Below are 17,693 nucleotides of genomic sequence, written 5' to 3' on the forward strand. Positions count from 1 at the left end.
CGACAAACGCGGTTTTCGGGCCAGGTTGACACTGAAAATGGCTGACACCGAGAATGCCCCGCCGACGGAGCGCGTCGAGCCGGTTTGGGATCAGAATCGGAGCCGAGGGGATGAGCCGCCGGCGGCTGGGACGAACAGCGGGCCCCTGGGGATCAGCGGCGGCGACCGGACGATATTCGCTGCGATTGCGGCCGTCGCGCTCGCGATCGGAATCGTGAATGCGTTTTCGGGCGCCCAGGACGCCGCCTGGCGCGGCGACAGCTACGACGTCGGCCGGCGGCTGTTCTGGGAGATGTCGAGCATCGCCGTCATCCTGCTGCTGCTACCGATCCTGGTCTTGGCGGTCCGCCGCATGCGCCGCGCATCCGGCGTCGCCGCCCGCGCTAGCATCGGGGCGATCATCGTTCTCGGCTTTTCAGCCCTCCACATCACCGGCATGGTCTGGGTGCGGAAGCTCGCACTTTGGCTTGCCGGAGGCGCCTACGACTTCCGTTTCTCGCTCGCGACGGTGCTGTACGAATTCCGCAAGGACGCGGTGGCCGTTGTCCTGATCGCCAGCACGATCTGGCTGCTCGAAAGCCGGCGTGAGCTAAGGAAGGCCGCAGTCGCTCCGCCGGCGCCGCCAGCTCCGCAGCAGCCGTCGTCGCCCGATGTCATCTGGCTGCGCGACGGTACGAGCCGCATTCGCGTGGTGCCGCGCGACATAATCTGGGTCGCTTCCGCCGGCAACTACATCGAATACAGTCTCGCCGACGGCACCCAGCACCTGATCCGGGGCACGCTGGCGGCGGCGGAAAGCGAGCTGGCGCGCTTTTCCATCGTTCGCGTTCATCGGACCAAGCTTGCCAATCTCGACCGGGTGCGCGGCGTGGACCTCAAGTCATCAGGAGATTTCGAGCTCGCCTTCGACAACGGGCAGACACTCGGAGGCAGCCGGCGTTACCGGCCGGCGGTCGCCTCGATCGGAAGCCGAACCGCCACAGCGGGAATCGCCACCGCCGATCCACCAGCGATCCATAAACAGTCGTGATTCCAATCGGTTGAGCGCTGCTCTGCGGCACAGCGTCAGGCTTTTTGCCGCTGTCCGGTTGAATTCAGGCAGGTCCGGTCATGGGCGGCAGGCCAGAGATGACGCTGCAATGACGGGCTAAGCTCTTGAGCCCGTTGAGAGATGTCGAAGAAGCTTGCTTTTTGACCCTTGCCTCGTGTTAGAAGGCGCGCGTCAGTTCACCTGCGCGCCACTCGCGCATCATCCGAGGGCGCGCCTCTCCACCCTTCATTCGTGCTCTCGTCGGCGGCAACGCTGATGGAGCCACAATCGGTTGATTGCGCAGGGATCACCTCCAAGGGACTCAATCAGAGACATCCATGCCTGAAGTTATTTTCACTGGCCCTGCCGGCCGCCTCGAGGGCCGCTATCATCCGGCGAAGCAGAAGAACGCGCCGATCGCGATGATTCTGCATCCGCATCCGCAGTTCCACGGCACGATGAACCATCAGATCGTGTACCAGTGCTACTACGCCTTCGCGCATCGCGGCTTCTCGGTGCTGCGCTTCAACTTCCGGGGCGTCGGCCGCAGCCAGGGTTCGTTCGACCACGGCACCGGCGAATTGTCGGATGCCGCCGCGGCCCTCGACTGGGCGCAGACCATCAATCCCGAAGCGCGCGCCTGCTGGGTCGCCGGCTTTTCCTTCGGCGCCTGGATCGGCATGCAGCTCTTGATGCGCCGCCCCGAGGTCGAGGGCTTCATCTCGATCGCGCCGCCGGCCAATCTCTACGACTTCTCGTTCCTCGCGCCCTGCCCGTCGTCGGGCCTGATCGTGCACGGCGAGAAGGATGCGGTGGTGCCGCCCAAGGACGTCAACACGCTGGTCGAGAAGCTGAAGACGCAGAAGGGCATCGTGATCGACCAACAGGTCATCCCCGGCGCCAACCACTTCTTCGACGCCAAGCTCGAGCCGCTGATGGAGACCATCACGGCCTATCTCGACATGCGCCTCGCCAACGTGCGCTGACGAGCGCCGCTCAAGCCAGCTTGAGCCGACGATCCCCAACAGCACGAGCGCGATGCCGCAAGCTTCATCGCGCTCAAGGCCTCGGCAAGCGAGGAAGGCTCTGCGTTCCTCGCGATGCCATGGCGGCCGCTACAGCATCTGGCCGCCCGAGATATCGAAGCAGGTGCCGTTGGCCCAGCCCATGTCGTCGGAGAGAATTGCGGCGACCGCACCGCCGATATCGTCCGGCAGGCCGACACGACCGAGTGCGATACCCTGTGCGACGAAGGCGTGGACGGCCTCGTTATCGCGCACAGCGCCGCCTGCAAAATCGGTCGCGATCGCGCCAGGCGCGATGGCGTTCACCCGAATCCTGCGCTCGCCCAGTTCGACGGCCATGAAGCGCGTCAGCACCTCGGTCGCCGCCTTCATTGCCGCGTAAACGCTGTAGCCAGGCAGAGTGAAGCGTACGAAACCGGAAGAGACATTGAGGATACGGCCGCCGTCCTTGATCAGCGGCAGAAGCCTTTGGGTGAGGAAGACCGGGCCGCGCAGATGTGTCGCCACCAGGGCGTCGAACTGCGCTTCCGTCGTCTCCGCGAAATTGGCGCGCACGCCTATCCCGGCATTGTTGACGAGATAATCGAACTGCTGGCGGCTGAAGGTGTCGCGCAGCGTCGCAGCCACGGCTTCTGTAAAGCGCGGAAAGCCCGACGTGTCGGTGACGTCGAGCGGGATCATCGCGGCCTTGCCGCCCTTCGCTTCGATTTCATGCTTCAACGCATCGGCTTCGGCAGCGCCGGTACGGTAGGTACCGATGATGCCGGCCCTACTGCCGGCGAGGTGAAGCGCCATGGCGCGGCCTAGACCGCGGCTGGCGCCGCTGATGAGTGCGATTCTGTCAGTCATGTTCTGCCTTTGGGAGCGATGATGTGGCGAGAGGCAAGTCGCTCGCGATGAGCACCGCCTGCATCTGCAAGGTAGCGTCGCCCCGTCCCCCAAACCCGCCTGATCGGATCAACATCTTGCCCGATTGTCTCAACCGGCTTGTCCCATGCCACGAGACCTGACATGGTCAGTGCATGACCGGGTTCTTCGAACCACATCTCGACATCGCCTTGCGCCACGCAACGCCCGATACGGCGCACACGCCGATCCCGCGTGTCGAGCTAAGTGTCGGACATCACGCGACCGGTGAGACGCCGTGCCTCTACCGGTCGATGGTCTGCTTCATTCTTCAGGGCTCCAAACGGGTCGCCATCAACGACAGCGTGCTGAGCTACGACAGCTCGCAATATCTGATCAGTGCCCTCGATCTGCCGCTGATGGGCCAAGTGCTCGATGCCGACCGACATCACCCCTATGTCGCCGTCTCGCTGACGCTCGATCCCGCCTTGCTGGCAGAACTGGCGGCTACCATGCCGGTTGTGCGGGAGAGTGACGGCAAGGGGATCGGCCTGTCGATCAATCCGATGACGGTCCAGCTTCGCGATGCGCTGCTTCGGCTGCTTTTGCTGCTGGACACACCGGCGGACATTCCAGTCCTCGCGCCCATGGTCGAGCGGGAATTGCTTTATCGTCTCCTGCAGGGCCCGCAGGGACGCCTTCTGCGCCAGATTGCGCAGCCGGAGGGGCCGCTGGTGCGCATCCGGCGCGCCATCGCGTGGATCAGGGACAATCACGACCAGCAATTGCGGATTGATGCCCTGTGCGAGGCGAGCGGCATGAGCCGGGCGAGCCTGCATCGGCACTTCTCGGCGATCACCGGCCTCAGCCCGCTCCAGTACCAGAAGCAGCTTCGCCTGCAGGAGGCACGCCGGCTGCTCCTGGGGGGCGAGCACAGCGCATCGGACGTCGCCTTCGCGGTCGGCTACGAGAGCGCATCCCAGTTTAGCCGCGAATATCTCCGCCAATTCGGCGCGCCGCCCGCCCGAGACATTCGCCAGATGCGGCAACAGATCGATGCCGCTTTGGTCGACTGATCGGCCTGTCCGCTAAAGCATGATCCGGAAAAGTGCGCAGCGGTTTTCTGAAAAGATCATGCTCAAACAACAACCTAAAGCGCGATGGCGCTTCATCCTGATCGCATCGCGCTTTAGGCCAGCTTCAGCGCAACGATTCCCATCAACACGAGCGCGATGCCCGCAAGCTTCATCGCGCTCAAGGTCTCGCCGAACAGCACGACGCCCATGATGAAAGTGCCTGCAGCCCCAATGCCGGTCCACACCGAATAGGCGACGCCGACCTCGAGCACCTTCAACGCGCGCCCGAGCAGGAAGACGAAGGCTGCGAGCAGCACCAACGAGGCGATGCTCCAGCCGACGCGCGTGTAACCTTCCGCGTATTTCATCGAGATCGCCCAGCCGACATCAAGCGCGCCGGCGATCAAGAGCATCAGCCAAGCCATGGACGACGACATCGGAATGCGCTCAGGCCGCGAGCTTGAGCAGATGCGCGTCGTGACGGACGAGGAAGGCGCGCAATAGTTGCGGATAGTCCGCGCCGACCGCGCTGCGCACGCTCGGACGTTTCGCAAGCTCGGCGCGCCACGCCCGCACCTTCGGCACATCGCGGAAGATGCCATGCTCGGTCAGTTCGTCGAACAGGTCGAAATAGCGGAAGATCGGCGCGAACACGGCATCGACCAGCCTGAATTGCTCGCCGGAGAAGAATGGGCCTGCGCCGAGCGCGGCTTCGACACGCGCGAACTTCGACACCAGCGCCTGACGCTTGCTCTCGAAGGTCGCAGGATCTGTCGTGGTCTCCAGACCCCAGAGGTCGCCGAGGATGGCCGAACCGAACTCCATCCAGGCACGATGCTCCGCACGCTTCAGCGGGTCAGCCGGATGCAGCTTCGCGCCGCCTTGCGTTTCCTCGATGTACTCGCAGATCACGTTGCTCTCGAACAGCGCGACCTCGCCCTGGTCGGTCGTCACCACCAGCACCGGCACCTTGCCGAGCGGCGACAGTTTTAGAAACCAGTCGGGCTTGGCAGCGAGATCGATATCGATCCGCTCGAACGGGACGCCCTTCTCCTTGAGCGCGATCACGGCGCGCTGCACATAGGGACAAAGCTTGTGGCTGATCAGTTTGAGCGATGCGGTCATGGTGGTGATCCCGGCGTTAAATGCAATTGCATCCAAAATAGATGCGCCTGCATATTCCTGTCAAGGTCCATGCAACTGCATTTATTGCAAGCCGCACGTCAGCAATCTAACGTGTACATTTATACAATAACACGCTTAACTAGATTATTTGCCTTATGCAGCGCCATCGGAGGCAATCGCATGGCCGACCGAGTTCAGTTTTCGTTTTCGGACAATAGGATTTTCGAAGTGCACACGGTGCCTTTAGGCGCAGATGCAAACGAGTATGCAAAGACCATGTTGCCTAAGCTCAGGCCTCGCAACGGCGCGCCTTTGTCGTATTCGATCTTGCCTATGAGCCAACCGGAAGGAACCAAGCACGTGCCAGAAGCTACGCCCGCTTTGGGAATTTCACGGCAGCTTCAACACGCGACGATACGCCTCGAATGCATGAAACCAAGCGGTGCAGTCTCCTCCGGCACGGGCTTTCATTTCCGTCTGCAGTTGAAAGGAGACACTTGGGTACCTGCCATTATAACAAACAAGCACGTCGTGGCTGGAGCGTCGGAGTGTGCAATTCACCTTTCGCTGGCGGACGCGACCGGAGCGGCATTAGGCCTTCACGAGCGATATATTGTTAAACCTTTTCAATGGCTAGATCATCCTGACCCAACTGTCGATCTGGCGCTTATCCCAATACAGCCATTGTTGGCGCAATTAAGCCAAGTGGGAAAGAGACCTTTCTACATCGACCTTGTAGAATCTCTCATCCCTGAAGCTTCTGTTCTCGAAGGGCTTAGTCCCCTCGAGGAAATCTTGTTGGTTGGCTACCCCAATGGCATTTGGGACACGGAGAACAATTTTCCGATCTTCCGGAGGGGCATCACGGCTACTCCTTGCAACAAAAAATATCTCGGTCGGACGGAATTTCTGGTCGATGCGGCTGTATTTCCAGGATCGAGCGGATCTCCAGTGTTCATTTACAACGAGGGGACCTATCTAAACGGGAATTCTGTGATTTTCGGAGGAAGGTTGCTACTTATCGGGGTCCTTTACGCCGTCCACCTCCATACGGCGCAGGGAGAAATCCGCACGGTCACAGTTCCCACTGACACAAAATCGATGTCGTTTTCTGCAATTCCAAACAACCTCGGCATTTGCCTACATGCGGCGAGAATCCTAGAGTTTCGAGAATTGTTACAGAGAGTCGTAGACTCTCAAGGCTAGTCACGGCCGTGCGATCACCCCGCCGGTCATCGGCATCGGCACGCCCCTAATGGTCATCGGCCGGAGCGACCTCCCCGACCTTAAGCGTCGCAAAGTCGTAGCGGTATTATGGTAAGGCACTTTTGCCACTGCTGGCAACAGCTGAAGCGTCGGGCAAAACACCCGAAACGCGTCAATCCCCGCATGCAAAAATATTCCACTTTCCCGAATTTCGGATTTATGGCATACACACGCCATCCCGGCCCCTGCCAGAGGGGCGCTTCGCGATCGTCACGAGATGCGGGCCGGGGTGCGGTGGACGCGGTAGCGCCGGCGCGATTTGCGTGAGGACAGGGCGGGCAACCGTGAGTCCCGGCGCGACGCGCATACGACACGGCGCGGTCACAGCGGTCTCGTTGATGCCTGGGGGCGAGCACACGCAAGCCTCCAGGCATTTCGGCGGGATCGTCCGCGGACGGAAAAGTCGTGTGGTCCTGACGCCCGGGGTTCTGGCGTCAAGTCTCAGCGGTGATGCAGCGGCCAACCGGTGCGCGCATCGATCATCCGCAAGGCGACGGGGGCAATAGTGCAACGCTCCCCGAGGAGAGCACGAAGGACACCGTTAAAACCATCCGCGCAGGGAAGGCCGGGCGACCGGCACACCTGTGGTCCACCCCGTGTGCGTTCTTATCGCCCACGGACCTGCGGGTGCCGCCGGCGCCCGGCCTTCCCTGCGCCCTCTGGTCCGATTGAGGGCGCCGAACGACAGCAAGGCTCGGGCGAAACCTGCCGCGAGACTGCAACGGCATGTCTGCAATCTGGAAAGCCAATTGAAAGAGCGATGCAGTTGCCCCAATCCGGGAAGCCGCCCTCACGGCCGCGCGATCACCCCGCCGGTCATCGGCATCGGCACGCCAGTGGTGGCCGGATAAGACAGCGGCAAGCCCTTCAAGCCGCGGGCGGCGAGGAAGCCGAAGGCCTGGGCCTCGATGGCGTCAGAGGCCCAGCCCAGCGTCTCGGCCGCCTCGACGGTGGCCGAGCCCACCCGCTCCCGCAGCATGCGCAGCATGGTGAGGTTGCGAGCGCCGCCGCCGCAGACGATCCAGCTCCACGGCCGCCGTGGCAACAACGGGATGATGCGTGCGATCGCCGCCGCGGTGAAGGCGGTGAGGGTCGCCGCGCCATCGGCCGGCGCGACGTCGCCGAGTCTCAGCGCCGCGAAGTCGTTGCGGTCCAGCGATTTCGGCGGCGGCAGCGCAAAGAACGGCAACCCCAGCGCGCGAGCGATCCAGGCCTCGTCGCCCTTCCCGAGAGCTGCGAACTTTCCTTCCGCATCGAACGCCTGGTTCATGGTGCGGTACATGAAATCGTCCAGCAGCGCGTTGCCGGGCCCGGTATCGCAGGCGATCAGCGTGTCGTTGCCGTCGATATAAGTGATGTTGGAAACGCCGCCGATATTGACCACGACGATCGGCCCTTCGCGGTCCAGGGAATGGGCGAGCGCGCGGTGGTAGACCGGCACGAGAGGTGCCCCCTGCCCGCCGGCCTCGACATCGGCGGCGCGGAAATCAAACATCACCGGAATGTGGATTGCCCTGGCCAGCGCCGGCGCGTCGCCGATCTGCACCGTCAGCCGCTTCTCGGGGCGGTGCAGCACGGTCTGGCCGTGGAAGCCGACGATGTCGATATCCTCCGGCTTCATCCGGTTCTGGGTGAGGAAGGCGGCCACTGCCTCGGCATGTGCCTGTGTCACGGCGCGCTCGGCATCCGCCAGCACTCCCGGGCGGGCATCGCGTTGCGGCAGGTGCACCGCCTCGGCGAGCGCCTGGCGCAGCAGATTGCGCTCCGCCGGGTGATAGGGTCGATAACCGGATGGCCCGAAAGCCTTCACCTGCTTTCCGTCGGTCTCGATCAGCGCGACATCCACCCCGTCCAGCGAGGTGCCGCTCATCAAGCCGAGTGCCGTCAACATCATGGATCAGCGTCCTCAAACACCCTCTCCAGCATGCCGATCTTGTGCCAGAGGGACACATCTTATAATGCCACAGCGCCAAGTGGCGGGCGGCCGTCGGGTTCCCACACAAGACCCTTAAATTGCCCCCAAAACAGTAAACCAAGAATTGTCAGGCGCGCCGACAGATGACTGCATTTAAATCGGATTTCCTCAATATCCTGCAGGAACGTGGTTTCATCCACCAGTGCTCCGATTTCGAGGGGCTGGATGCGCTCGCCGCCAAGGGCGAAGCGACCGCCTATGTCGGCTACGATTGCACCGCCCGCTCGCTGCACATCGGCAACTATCTGACCATGATGATGCTGCACTGGCTGCAGCAGTCCGGCAACAAGCCGATCACGCTGATGGGCGGCGGCACCACCATGGTCGGCGACCCCTCCGGCAAGGACGAGACCCGCGCGATCCGCACCGTCGCCGAGATCGAGGCCAACAAGGAATCGATCCGGGGCGTGTTCGCCAAGGTGCTGCGCTATGGCGAGGGTAAGAGCGACGCCATCATGCTCGACAACGCCGAATGGCTGACCAAGCTCAACTGGATCGAGATGCTGCGCGACGTCGGCCGGCATTTCTCGGTCAACCGCATGCTGACCATGGACTCCGTGCGGCTGCGCCTCGAGCGCGAGCACGAGATGAGCTTCATCGAGTTCAACTACATGGTCTGCCAGGCCTACGACTTCGTCGAGCTCGCCAAGCGCACCGGCTGCAAATTGCAGATGGGCGGCTCGGACCAGTGGGGCAACATCATCATGGGCGTCGATCTCGGCCGCCGCATGGGCACGCACCAGCTGTTCGCGCTGACGACGCCGCTCCTGACCACCGCGTCGGGCGCCAAGATGGGCAAGACCGCGCAGGGCGCGGTGTGGCTCAACGCCGACCAGTTCAGCCCTTATGATTTCTGGCAGTACTGGCGCAACACCGAGGATGCCGACGTCGGCAAGTTCCTAAAACTGTTCACGACGCTGCCGATGGCCGAGATCAAGAAGCTCGAGGCACTCGGCGGCTCGGAGATCAACGAGGCCAAGAAGGTGCTCGCCACCGAAGCAACCGCGCTGCTGCACGGCCGCGATGCCGCGAACGAAGCCGCGGAGACCGCGCGCCGCACCTTCGAGGAAGGCGCGCTCGCCGAAAGCCTGCCGACGGTGGAAATTCCGCGCGGCGAACTGGACGGCGGCCTCGGCGTGCTCACCGCCTTCGTCAAGGCGGGCCTCGTTGCCTCCAACGGCGAGGCGCGGCGGCAGATCAAGGGCGGCGGCCTGCGCGTCAACGACGAGCCTGTTACGGACGAGAAGATGGCGCTGTCCGCGGCCAATCTGACGCCGGAAGGCGTGATCAAGCTGTCCTTCGGCAAGAAGAAGCACATCCTGATCAAGCCTGCATAGGCGTATGAGCTTTTCGCTGCTTGTCAGGGTGCGCGGATGCGCGCTCCCTGACGGCAATGGGTCAGAACACGTCCACGGAAACGAACAAGGATAGCGTGACGCCGCAAGGCGTCGTGCGCATCGCGCTCACCGTGCTCGCGCTCTGCTTCACGCTGGCCGTGCTCGGCCGCGGGCTCGGCGACAGTTTTACGGTCTTCCTGAAGCCGATCTCGGAGAGCTTCGGCTGGGACCGCGCGCAGATCGTCTCGGTCTATTCGCTCACCTGGCTCGCGAGCGGTCTCACCGCTCCGTTCGTCGGGCGCCTGTTCGACCATTCCGGACCGCGCATCGTCTATGCGCTCGGACTGCTGCTGCTCGGCGCGGCCTTCCTGATCGCGGCCCACGCCCGGCAGCTCTGGCAGTTCCAGCTCTCGATCGGCCTCTGCGTCGGCATCGGCGTCGCCTTCATCGGCATCGTGCCGAATTCGATCCTGCTCGGCCGCTGGTTCGGGCCCCGTCTGCCGACCGCAATGTCAGTGGTGTATTCGGCCATGGGCGGCGGCGTGCTGGCGTTGCTGCCGGCCTCGCAGCTCCTCATCGATCACATCGGCTGGCGCGACACCTATCAGCTGTTCGGCTTCGCAGCGCTGGGCCTGCTGGTCCCGCTGATGCTGCTGCCGTGGCGGCTGTTCGCCGCGGGCTCGCCGCATGTCGTGAAGAAGACCGATCCCGACTTCGTCGACAATGGCTGGACGCTTCTCGGTGCCATGCGCCACCACGCCTTCTGGGCACTGTTCGCGACCTTCTTCTTCACCGCCGTCGGCATGTATGCGATTGCCGCGCAAATCGTGGCCTATCTGATCGATGCTGGCTTCCCGCCGCTGAAAGCCGCCACCGCCTGGGGCTTTTCCGGCGTCGTCCTGGTGTTCGGCATGCTCGGTGTGTCGGCGCTCGACGGGCTGATCGGGCGGCGGCCGTCGGTGCTGCTCAGCTACGCGATCTCGATCCTCGGCATCGTCCTGCTGTGGCTGTTGCAGTATTCGCCGAACCTCCTCCTGCTCACGGGTTTCGTCGTCTGCTTCGGCAGCATGATGGGCTCGCGCGGCCCGCTGATCAGCGCCACAGCAATGCGGATCTTCCAGGGCAAGCGCGTGGGGACCATCTACGGCACGATCTCGATCGGCAGTGGCCTCGGCTCGGCGTTCGGCTCCTGGAGCGGCGGCCTGATCCATGACGCGACCCACGGCTACAACGCGCTGCTCGCCTTCGCCCTTGCGAGCGTCGTGCTCGGGATGATCCCGTTCCTGATCGTGCCCGCCTTGCGGCGGTAGGTGACGCAGAGGTAACCTGCGCGCATCGAGGTCACCGGACAATTACTGATGGGCGCGAGGCGAATAAGCTCAAAAACCGCGGATCGCCTGCGGCTGAGGCCTCAGCCCGCGGTGTTTTGTCCGTCATGACAAAAATGTCAGCGCAAATTGACGCGGAGCCGCTTGCGGGGTCGAACTGAATGCGGTCCTAGTCGCAGCATTGGATGGAGGGCAAACCAATGGACTTTCCCTATCTCACTCGCTTTCAACCGGTTCTCTTGAGCCTGTTTCGCTTCATCACCGGCCTGCTGCTGTTCCAGTACGGCATCGCCAAAATCTTCAAGTTTCCGGTGCTTCCCTACTTCGCCAACATCCCGCCGCTGATCTACGCGGCCGGCGCGCTCGAACTCGTGCTCGGTGCGCTGCTGATGCTCGGCCTGTTCACCCGCCTCAGCGCGTTCATTCTCTCCGGTGAAATGGCCTTCGCCTACTTCATGGGCCATATGTTCAAGGGCGAGACGCCGGTGTTCCTGCCGCTGCTCAATGGCGGCACCGCGGCGATCCTGTTCTGCTTCGCCTGCCTCTATCTGTCGGCAGCCGGCGGCGGCTCGGTCAGTGCCGATACAGCGATGGGCAAGAAATAGCGGCGTGTCCGCGCTGCGCTGACGCGCCCATACTTGACCCGCAAGAAGACGGCATTGGCAGATCGGCCGGTGCCGTCTCAGCGCGCCCCCAGCACGTTCCAGATCAGGACGAGGGCCGCGACGAGCAGCACGGACATGATGATGCGGTGAACGAATCGGTTCACTGCCGCTCCGGCCGCGCTTGATCACCACCAAATTCCCACATCATTTGTCTCCGCGACCTGGCCCGCCACGCGCAGCGAGGCGCGTTCGGCCTGCATGTTTGCGCACGCACCTGCAGACGCCGCGCGTGGCAGCACGTCGCACGCGTCCATTCATGATTGGTAAGAACTTCATGCTACCGACGCGAGCAATAACAACCATTCCATCGAGGCTGCGATGAAGCTGCTGAGTCACCTCAAGATCCGCACCAAGCTTGCCAGCATGGTGTGTCTCGCCGCCCTCACCGTTGCGGCCATCATCGGAGTATCGGCCGTGCTCAGCAAGAGCCGCATGATGGAGGATCGCGTCCAGCAGATGCGGACCGCCGTCGAGCTGCTCTACAACTACGCGCAATCGCTTCAGGATGAGGTCACCGCCGGCAAGCTGCCGCTGGCCGAGGCCAAGGCCCAGTTCCATCAGCGCGGCCGCCGCATGAACTTCAATGGCAGCCAGGGCTATCCGGTGGTCTACAATCAGGACGGCTCCCTGGTCGTGAACGGCGCCAACCAGCAGCTCGAAGGCAAGATCACCGGCGCCAAGGATTCCAACGGCGTGCTGATCGCTGACGCCATCATCAAGGCCGGCGAAAGCCCGCAGGGCGGCGTCACCTCCTATCTCTACCCCCGCCCCGGCCAGACTGAACCGGTCCGCAAGACCGTCTTTGCACGCAAATTCGCCCCCTGGAACGTGACCGTCAGCTACGGCCTCTACGTCGACGACATCGACGCCGATGTGCGCGCCCTGACGCTGGAGCTCGCCGCGATCGGCACTGGCCTAATGCTGCTGATGGCGGCGCTCTCATGGCTGATCGCCCGCGACGTGCTCAGCGCACTCGAGCGCCAGAAGAACCGCATGCAGGAGATTTCCGAAGGCGCCATCGACAAGCCGGTCGAGGAAACCGACCGCGGCGACGAGATCGGCCGCATGGCCGAGACCCTCGAAGTGCTGCGTCAGACGGCTTTGACGGCGCGCGCGCTGGAAGCCGAACAGGTCGCCACCAAGACGCGGACCGAGCAGGAGAAGCGCGAGGCCCTGATCGCGCTCGCCGACCGCTTCGATGCCTCCGTCGGCCAGCTCGTCGGCCTGATGGCCTCCGGCTCCGGTGAGCTCGAGACCACCGCCAAGTCGATGTCCTCGACCGCTGAAGGCACCAACCGCCGCGCCGCATTGGTCGGCTCGGCCGCCACCGAAGCCAGTCAGCGCGTCCAGACCGTCGCGGCTGCCGCCGAGGAGCTCTCCTCCTCCATCACCGAGATCAGTCGCCAGGTCGCCCAGTCCGCAGAAGTCACGGGACGCGCGGTCGACAGCGCGCGCCGCACCGACACCATCGTGCGTGCCCTCTCGGACGGCGCCCAGCAGATCGAACACGTCGCCGAGCTGATCTCCAACATCGCCGCCCAGACCAACCTGCTCGCGCTCAACGCCACCATCGAGGCCGCGCGTGCCGGCGAAGCCGGCCGCGGCTTTGCCGTGGTCGCTTCCGAGGTGAAGTCGCTCGCGAGCCAGACCGCGGAGGCCACCCGCGAGATCGGCGACAAGATCGCCCAGATCCAGGGCGCGACCAAGGAAGCCGTGGACGCCATCGGCGGCATCACCGCCACCATCGAGGAGGTCAGCCGCATCGCGACCTCGATTGGGGCTGCCATCGAGGAGCAAGGCGCCGCGACCGCCGAGATCGCCCGCAGCGTCTCGCAGACCGCGGAGGCGACCCAGGAGGTCACCACCAATATCGGCGGCGTCTCGACCGCCGCGAACGAGACCGGCAATGCCGCCGGCATGGTGCTCGCCGCGGCCTCGAGCCTCTCCAAGCAGGCCGAGCAGCTCTCCGGCGAAGTCGGGACGTTCCTCGCAGGCGTGCGCGCGGCGTAGGCGGCTCGTTCACCTCTCCCGCAAAGCAAGCGGGAGAGGGAGCGCACTGCACCTAATGGCCGCAATCGAATCTGCTACGAACTAGAACGAGCCCGCTGCTATCGCCGCGCGAGGCTGCATCCGCTCGACAGCTGACGCGTCGAGCCGGTCGAGCCGTCGTGGGACTGCGAGGGGAATTCTTCGAATGGCGAGTTCTGCTTGCCAGTGTTGAATTCGAAGATCTTGCGGAACAGGCCGGGCGCCATCGCCGAGATTGGATTGACGCGCATCACGGGCGCCGCCGGCGTGCCGACCACCTCATAGGTCACGCCGATCAATCCTTCATTGTTGCCGCCGCCGAGGAAGATGCCGAACAGCGGGATCTGTCCGAAGATGTTGTTGACGCCATACATCGGCACGAAGGTGCCGCTCATGCACACCTGGTTGCCGGGATAATCGATCGAGCCCTCGATGGTGGCGCCGATCATCGGGCCCTTGACCACGCCGTCGCGGATGGTCAGCGCGCCGTTCTGCCGGGTGAACTCGGCGCGGAGCGCGCTGAAGGAGACGCCGCTGCCGGTGCCGTTGGGCGCGCCGGCGGCGACGCGTTCGAGCTGCGCCTCGCCCCTCACGGTAAAGTCGCGGACGTTGATGAGGCCCTCGCGCGTCGTGTTCGGCTCGGACGTCGGCGGCTCCATCGCCACCACCATCTGGCCGCCGACCGCTTTGGTGTAGGTGTCGGTGAATTTCAGCAGCGAGCCGGCATCGTTGGTCTGGAGGTACATCACCTCGCGGCTGCCTTGCGCGCGACCGCCGCGCAGATCGGCCGCCACCGGCGTATCTTTGCCGATCCTGCCGCTCAGCGTAAAGGTCTTGATAGCGCCGTTGCGCTTCGACATTTTGGCGTCGACGCTGCGCATCGCCTCGCCGTTGAAACCCATTACAGCACCGAGCTTCACGTCGATGTCGAAATCGACGTTCTTCATCTTGTTCTTGGCGTCGTCCTTGGAATTGCCTGAAATCGCCGACTTCAGGAAGCCGCGGCCATCGAACACGTCGCCGCGCATGGTGCCCCTGATGACGCCGTCCTGACCACGCTCAGCCTTCAATGAGGTCTTGTCGCCGTCGGACGGCGAATAGGTCGGGAAGTTCACGTTCATGAGCTCGCCATTCGCGTCGACCTCGAGCGAGCCCTTGATCGAGGCGCCGCCGCCTTCAATGACGATGTCCTCCAGGCGCGTCGATTGCGCCGTCGGCACCACCTTGAAGCTGGCCTTGCCTGATTTGCCCGGCAGCTTGACCCAGCCCGGCAGGATGTTGTCGAGCTTGACCGAGGTCAGGTCGGCCTCGACGCCGAGCTTGGTCGTCTGGTCGGGACCGCCGGCGATCTTGCCCGACAGCTTGATTGGCAACGATCCGCTGACGGCGGGACCGAGATCGAATCCCAATCGCGCCCGGCTCGCATCGTCCAGCGTCGCCTGCAGTCTCACATCGGCATCGCCTTCGGTCGGCTTGCGGTAGTCGAGCGAGGCCGCCTGGCCGTTGATCTTGACGTCGCCCTTGACCTGATAGCCCTGGTTGTTGGCGGCAATCTTGAGATTGTTGGCCTCCAGCTTCTGGTTCATCACCAGCTTGTCGGCTGAGAAGCCGTTGAGATCGGCCGTCACGGCATAGGTCGTGTCAGACTTGGTCAATTCGCCCTTGACCGGCATGCCGAGCTGGATGTTCGCCGTGAATGTCCCCTTGCTGGTGTTGGGATCGACGACTGTCGACGACAGATCGCTCAAGCGATCATTGGCCAGCATTTCGGCAGCCGCGGGCACCGGACCCTCGACGCGGAATCTGGTCCGCGACGGCGACGGCTTGGGCGCCATGTCAGGCACCTCGAACACGAAATCGGAAATCGTGACCTTGCGGCCGGCGGGCGTATCGGCAACACCCTGGCCGATATTCACGGTCGCGGTGCGACCGGTCACGCGCGCCTTCAGATCGGCGTCGTGCACGACAGGCATGCCGTCCACGGGACGGACCGCGACGCCGCTCGCCACGATGTTGACCGACAGGCCGTCGTCGGGAATGGGCGGGCCCTTGCGCGGAAGGTTCTTCGTCGGCGAATTGATGCCGATCTCGATGCGCTGAAGCGTACCGCGCTCGATCCGCTCGATCACCCATTGACGCAACTCGGGAACGACGAGCGTCGGCCACATCCGCTTCAGCGCGGAGGCCGACATCGGCGTTCCCGCAAAGCCCAGCGTCAGCCGCGGCTCGCCCGAATAGTCGATGGCACCGGTGCCGGCGACGCCGATCTCGCCATTGCTGATGTCGGCTTGCGTCAGCAGGAAGCGCTTGTGGTCGGTGTCGAACCGGAAGCCGATCGCGATGCGGTTGAAGACGAGCGGCGGCTCGTTGTCGATGCCGCCGAGCAGGATCGAGCCGCCGCTGAAGCCGAGCTGCCAGTCATTGACGGTGCCGTTGGGTGGCTCGAGATGGGCCAGAAGCGTCAGGCGGTTCGCGCCAGACAACACCTTGAACGGTGCGACCAGCACCCGCCGGTTGGCGTCCCACTCGACGTTGATCTCGGCCTGATCGATCGCCATCGGATAATCCGGCGTGTCGGTATCGATGATATTGCCCGCGCCGACTGCGATCTTGCCGCGGAAGAATGTCGGCACGCCGTCGCGGCCGAGCTCGCCCTTGAGCTCGCCGGTCAGCGGCAAATCGGCGGTATAAGTGAGGTCCTTGACCCGCAGCGCCAAGAGGATGTTGGAGGTCGAGACCTTGTCGGCTTTGATATCGACCGAGCGCACGCCGTTCTCGGCCGGCCCGATCGTGGCGCGGAGCATCCACGGGCGCGCCCCCTCCTCGCCGAGGCTCAGTGTAACGCCACCGCGGCTCGGGCGGCGCAGGCTGAGGGTGATGTTCTCGAACGACCATTTGCTGCCGCGCTGCTGATCGTCGACGATCAGATTGCCGTTCTTCAAACCGATCTCGTTGAGGTTCTGGCCGTCAAGACCGGTCATGCTGAGACTGTCGAGCCAGTCGAGGCCCTGAAGAATGCCGCTCTGTGCGGTCGCCTGGGGCGGGCCTTGAGAGGCGGCTTGAGATGGATCCTGGGTCGCGGGCTGTGTGGCGAATGGCGGCGGCGGGACGCCATTGCGCGGGAATGTCGGCGGCAGGCCCGCGTCCTTCTTCGAGGCGACGCCGGTTGCCAGCGGCTTTGCGGTATCGCCGGCGGATACGGTGACAGTGCCGTCGGGCGCGATCCGGATCGCCAGCTCGGCGTCGACCAGATTGAGGCTTTCGGCACGCAGATGCCCCATCAGCAGGCCCGCACCCGACAGCTTCACCTCGGCCTTCGGCGCGCTGGCGACGACGGCGTGATCGCGATCGCGGACGATGATGTCACGGATACGGACGGCGATGCGGATCCGGCCGGCCCGCTCGATCTGGGTGCCTCCGATCTCAACCGTGTTGCCGTGACCGATATTGTCCTCGATCGCGGCGGCCAGCCATGGCGTTGCGATGTCGAGATTGATGGGACCGGCCCCGAGCCGCCACCACAGCGCACCGAAACAGCCGACGAAGATGATGGCGAGAGTCCCGACGACAAGGACGAAACGCTTCAGCCAGCGATCGGCGGCCAGCCAGCGGCGCAACGCCCCAAACCCGTCACCGACGCGATGAAAGCCCGAATTGGAACGCGACAACAGCCGGCGCGCGCGATAGCCCGCGGCCGCCTCCTGATCCGGGTCCCAATCGGCGTCGTCCCATTCCTGCGGCTGTTGCTCACCGCCGCGCCGATCGAAGTCCCGATTGTAATCCTGGGGCGACTTATTCCTTGCCATTGCCTCTCGATACAGGCGCCCGTCATAGGATTGAGCACCGCCGGGACTGCAGCCGCCCTCGGGAAGCGAAGCTCCCTGCGCCGGCATTGCAGCCATACCTCGAATATTCCTGCTGTTCGTCATTTCGCCCCGGCAGCGCGTTCAACGAGCAGTGGGGTGGTGCGTGGAATTCCTTGTAACCATACT

The 17,693-nt window shown here is 63.8% G+C and carries 13 protein-coding genes; 8 read left to right on the forward strand and 5 right to left on the reverse strand.

The annotated features are described in order from the left end of the window. Positions 1 to 37: 37 nt before the first annotated feature. Positions 38 to 1,030, forward strand: a complete 993-nt coding sequence (locus tag IVA79_RS12990) for a LytTR family DNA-binding domain-containing protein (RefSeq protein WP_247553407.1) — start codon at positions 38 to 40, stop codon at positions 1,028 to 1,030. A gap of 338 nt (positions 1,031 to 1,368) precedes the next feature. Next, positions 1,369 to 2,016 (forward strand): alpha/beta hydrolase, encoded by a 648-nt coding sequence (locus IVA79_RS12995; protein WP_014495555.1) that lies wholly within the window; start codon positions 1,369 to 1,371, stop codon positions 2,014 to 2,016. Between the two features lie 129 nt (positions 2,017 to 2,145). Here IVA79_RS12995 and IVA79_RS13000 read toward each other — a convergent pair whose 3' ends face one another. Beyond that, positions 2,146 to 2,904, reverse strand: a complete 759-nt coding sequence (locus IVA79_RS13000) for an SDR family oxidoreductase (protein WP_247553408.1) — start codon at positions 2,902 to 2,904, stop codon at positions 2,146 to 2,148. 173 nt (positions 2,905 to 3,077) lie between these two features. Here IVA79_RS13000 and IVA79_RS13005 point away from each other — a divergent pair, with 173 nt between their 5' ends. Then, positions 3,078 to 3,977, forward strand: coding sequence for an AraC family transcriptional regulator (locus IVA79_RS13005; protein WP_247553409.1), 900 nt, complete (start codon positions 3,078 to 3,080; stop codon positions 3,975 to 3,977). Between the two features lie 113 nt (positions 3,978 to 4,090). Here IVA79_RS13005 and IVA79_RS13010 read toward each other — a convergent pair whose 3' ends face one another. Together IVA79_RS13010 and IVA79_RS13015 are read right to left on the reverse strand one after the other, a co-directional pair. After that, the gene (locus IVA79_RS13010) at positions 4,091 to 4,414 is read right to left on the reverse strand and encodes a multidrug efflux SMR transporter (protein WP_247553410.1); all 324 of its coding nucleotides are present in this window, start codon (positions 4,412 to 4,414) and stop codon (positions 4,091 to 4,093) included. A gap of 10 nt (positions 4,415 to 4,424) precedes the next feature. Then, on the reverse strand, positions 4,425 to 5,102 hold the full coding sequence (locus IVA79_RS13015; RefSeq protein ID WP_247553411.1) for a glutathione S-transferase family protein: 678 nt from the start codon (positions 5,100 to 5,102) through the stop codon (positions 4,425 to 4,427). 180 nt (positions 5,103 to 5,282) lie between these two features. On the opposite strand from IVA79_RS13015, the gene IVA79_RS13020 reads away from it, so the two are divergent. Next, positions 5,283 to 6,308 (forward strand): serine protease, encoded by a 1,026-nt coding sequence (locus tag IVA79_RS13020; RefSeq protein WP_247553412.1) that lies wholly within the window; start codon positions 5,283 to 5,285, stop codon positions 6,306 to 6,308. A gap of 850 nt (positions 6,309 to 7,158) precedes the next feature. Here the strand turns inward: IVA79_RS13020 and IVA79_RS13025 are convergent. Beyond that, on the reverse strand, positions 7,159 to 8,262 hold the full coding sequence (locus tag IVA79_RS13025; protein WP_247553413.1) for an anhydro-N-acetylmuramic acid kinase: 1,104 nt from the start codon (positions 8,260 to 8,262) through the stop codon (positions 7,159 to 7,161). A gap of 164 nt (positions 8,263 to 8,426) precedes the next feature. On the opposite strand from IVA79_RS13025, the gene tyrS reads away from it, so the two are divergent. The 4 genes from tyrS to IVA79_RS13045 all read left to right on the forward strand — a co-directional run bounded on the left by tyrS (position 8,427) and on the right by IVA79_RS13045 (position 13,683). Next, entirely contained in the window at positions 8,427 to 9,680 is a 1,254-nt protein-coding gene (gene tyrS / locus IVA79_RS13030) for a tyrosine--tRNA ligase (protein WP_247553414.1), read from the forward strand. A gap of 56 nt (positions 9,681 to 9,736) precedes the next feature. Continuing rightward, the gene (locus IVA79_RS13035; protein ID WP_247553415.1) at positions 9,737 to 10,990 is read left to right on the forward strand and encodes an MFS transporter; all 1,254 of its coding nucleotides are present in this window, start codon (positions 9,737 to 9,739) and stop codon (positions 10,988 to 10,990) included. 218 nt (positions 10,991 to 11,208) lie between these two features. Next, positions 11,209 to 11,613: a DoxX family protein gene (locus IVA79_RS13040; RefSeq protein WP_247553417.1), complete on the forward strand. Its 405-nt coding sequence runs from the start codon at positions 11,209 to 11,211 to the stop codon at positions 11,611 to 11,613. A 378-nt stretch (positions 11,614 to 11,991) separates the two neighbouring features. Then, complete coding sequence (locus tag IVA79_RS13045; protein WP_247553418.1) at positions 11,992 to 13,683, forward strand: methyl-accepting chemotaxis protein; 1,692 nt, start codon at positions 11,992 to 11,994, stop codon at positions 13,681 to 13,683. A 98-nt stretch (positions 13,684 to 13,781) separates the two neighbouring features. Here IVA79_RS13045 and IVA79_RS13050 read toward each other — a convergent pair whose 3' ends face one another. Further along, the gene (locus IVA79_RS13050) at positions 13,782 to 17,594 is read right to left on the reverse strand and encodes an AsmA-like C-terminal region-containing protein (protein WP_247553753.1); all 3,813 of its coding nucleotides are present in this window, start codon (positions 17,592 to 17,594) and stop codon (positions 13,782 to 13,784) included. Positions 17,595 to 17,693 lie beyond the last annotated feature (99 nt).

Origin of the sequence: Bradyrhizobium sp. 138 (assembly GCF_023074075.1) — a bacterium.
Lineage (GTDB): Bacteria > Pseudomonadota > Alphaproteobacteria > Rhizobiales > Xanthobacteraceae > Bradyrhizobium.

Excerpts from the sequence above, each read along its gene's own strand:
- tyrS (WP_247553414.1), top strand. The coding sequence starts at position 8,427 with ATGACTGCATTTAAATCGGATTTCCTCAATATCCTGCAGGAACGTGGT.
- IVA79_RS12995 (WP_014495555.1), top strand. The coding sequence starts at position 1,369 with ATGCCTGAAGTTATTTTCACTGGCCCTGCCGGCCGCCTCGAGGGCCGC.
- IVA79_RS13035 (WP_247553415.1), top strand. The coding sequence starts at position 9,737 with ATGGGTCAGAACACGTCCACGGAAACGAACAAGGATAGCGTGACGCCG.
- IVA79_RS12990 (WP_247553407.1), top strand. The coding sequence starts at position 38 with ATGGCTGACACCGAGAATGCCCCGCCGACGGAGCGCGTCGAGCCGGTT.
- IVA79_RS13045 (WP_247553418.1), top strand. The coding sequence starts at position 11,992 with ATGAAGCTGCTGAGTCACCTCAAGATCCGCACCAAGCTTGCCAGCATG.
- IVA79_RS13040 (WP_247553417.1), top strand. The coding sequence starts at position 11,209 with ATGGACTTTCCCTATCTCACTCGCTTTCAACCGGTTCTCTTGAGCCTG.
- IVA79_RS13025 (WP_247553413.1), bottom strand. The coding sequence starts at position 8,262 with ATGATGTTGACGGCACTCGGCTTGATGAGCGGCACCTCGCTGGACGGG.
- IVA79_RS13020 (WP_247553412.1), top strand. The coding sequence starts at position 5,283 with ATGGCCGACCGAGTTCAGTTTTCGTTTTCGGACAATAGGATTTTCGAA.
- IVA79_RS13010 (WP_247553410.1), bottom strand. The coding sequence starts at position 4,414 with ATGTCGTCGTCCATGGCTTGGCTGATGCTCTTGATCGCCGGCGCGCTT.
- IVA79_RS13005 (WP_247553409.1), top strand. The coding sequence starts at position 3,078 with ATGACCGGGTTCTTCGAACCACATCTCGACATCGCCTTGCGCCACGCA.
- IVA79_RS13050 (WP_247553753.1), bottom strand. The coding sequence starts at position 17,594 with ATGCCGGCGCAGGGAGCTTCGCTTCCCGAGGGCGGCTGCAGTCCCGGC.
- IVA79_RS13015 (WP_247553411.1), bottom strand. The coding sequence starts at position 5,102 with ATGACCGCATCGCTCAAACTGATCAGCCACAAGCTTTGTCCCTATGTG.
- IVA79_RS13000 (WP_247553408.1), bottom strand. The coding sequence starts at position 2,904 with ATGACTGACAGAATCGCACTCATCAGCGGCGCCAGCCGCGGTCTAGGC.